Here is a 1614-nt window from a genome sequence, read left to right as displayed (position 1 = left end):
TAGCCTGAAAATTCACGGTGGGTTGGCGGATGTGGTTCAAGCCGTTGAAATGACGTAGGATTTGGTTGCTAAGGCCGATCCGAATCATTTCCGGAGACCACACCTGCCATGAATGATCTTACGCTGCCGCTGAGCGGCTTGTCATCTGTCGGCGGCAAGTCCGTCGTCGCCCGTTTCGATGGCGGCATGCTGTCGTCGGACAGTGGCGTTCTGGCTCTAGCAGAGGTGGAGAAACGACTTCGGGTGGCCGACCGTCTGGCGCGCTGCATCGATGATCCACGCAGCCCGGACCAGGTCATCCACAACTTTGCAGATATGATCGGCTTCCGCATGAAGATGATCGCCGCCGGTTACGAGGATGGCAACGACGCCAACCGGCTGCGTTCCGACCCGGTCTTCAAGATGGCCCAGGATGCGCCCCCTTCGGGTCGGGATCTGGCGTCGCAATCGACGATGTGTCGGCTGGAGAAATACCCGATGTGCGCTCGCTGCTCGCCATGGGCCGGACGATGGTCGACCTCTACTGCGCCTCCTTCCTGGCAGATTCCGAAGCGGATCGGGCTCGACATCGACGACACGTTTGACGCCGTGCACGGCAACCAGCAGCTCCGCCTCTTCAATGCCCATCACGACGAGTACGGCTTCCAGCCGATCGTTGTGTTCGATGGCGACGGCCGGTTCGTGGCTGCTGTCCTACGACCGGCCAAGCGCCAAGCGGGGCTGAGATCCGCGCTCACCTGCGCCGCCTCGTGCGGGCGATCCGGAGCAACTGGCCGAACATCCGGATCCTGATCCGGGCCGACGGTCACTATTGCAGCCCGCAGATCATCGACTGGTGCCGCGCCAACGATGTCGACTTCATCCTCGGCGTACCGCCCACCACGACCCTGCGCAAGCATGTCGCGGACCTGGAAGCCCCCACGACGGCGCGCTTTGAAGCGTCACCGAAGACGAACAAGGTCCGCAGGTTCAAGGAGTTCCTGGATGGGGCCGCCAGCTGGAGCCGCGTCGAGCGCATCATAGCGCGGGTCGAGGTCGGCGCCCAAGGTGCTGACACCCGCTTCATCGTCACCAACCTCGCCGGTGGAAAGGCCAAGGCGCTCTACGAGGATGTCTACTGCCGGCGCGGAGCGGCCGAGAACCACATCAAGTACTGGAAGACGCATCTCGCCGCCGACCGAACGTCCTGCACAAGAGCGACGGCCAACCAGTTCCGGCTGTTCCTGCATGTCGGCGCCTACTGGCTCATGTGGGGCCTGCGCGCTGCGCCGAAACGCTCCAGCTTTGCCGTCGCGCAATTCGACACGCTGCGTTTGCGCCTCATCAAGATCGCTGCGCGGGTGGTCGAGATGAAGACGCAAATCCGCCTGCACCTGCCGACATCCTGCCCCGACCAACGCATCCTGCGCATCGTCCTCGATCGCATTCCGCGGCTCGCGACATAACCATGGGGCGCAGACGCCCCGAACGAACCCGCCGACCGCAACCTGCAAACCCCACCTGCCATCACGACGGATCACCGCCGGCGCCTGACGAGGTTCGCGGAAAAGCGCCCAACAGCGGCCACATCGCCGCTTCAGGCCGCCAAAACGTCCTCGCCGTGCATCAAGGCGG

1 pseudogene is annotated in these 1614 nt (G+C 63.6%); it reads left to right on the top strand.

The annotated features are described in order from the left end of the window. Window positions 1-108: 108 nt before the first annotated feature. Window positions 109-1445: pseudogene (locus tag NKJ28_RS32910) on the top strand (IS1380 family transposase). The last annotated feature ends 169 nt before the right edge of the window (window positions 1446-1614 follow it).

The organism is Mesorhizobium sp. M0145 (assembly GCF_040322355.1).
Lineage (GTDB): Bacteria > Pseudomonadota > Alphaproteobacteria > Rhizobiales > Rhizobiaceae > Mesorhizobium.
This window is presented reverse-complemented; position numbering and strand designations above follow the sequence as displayed.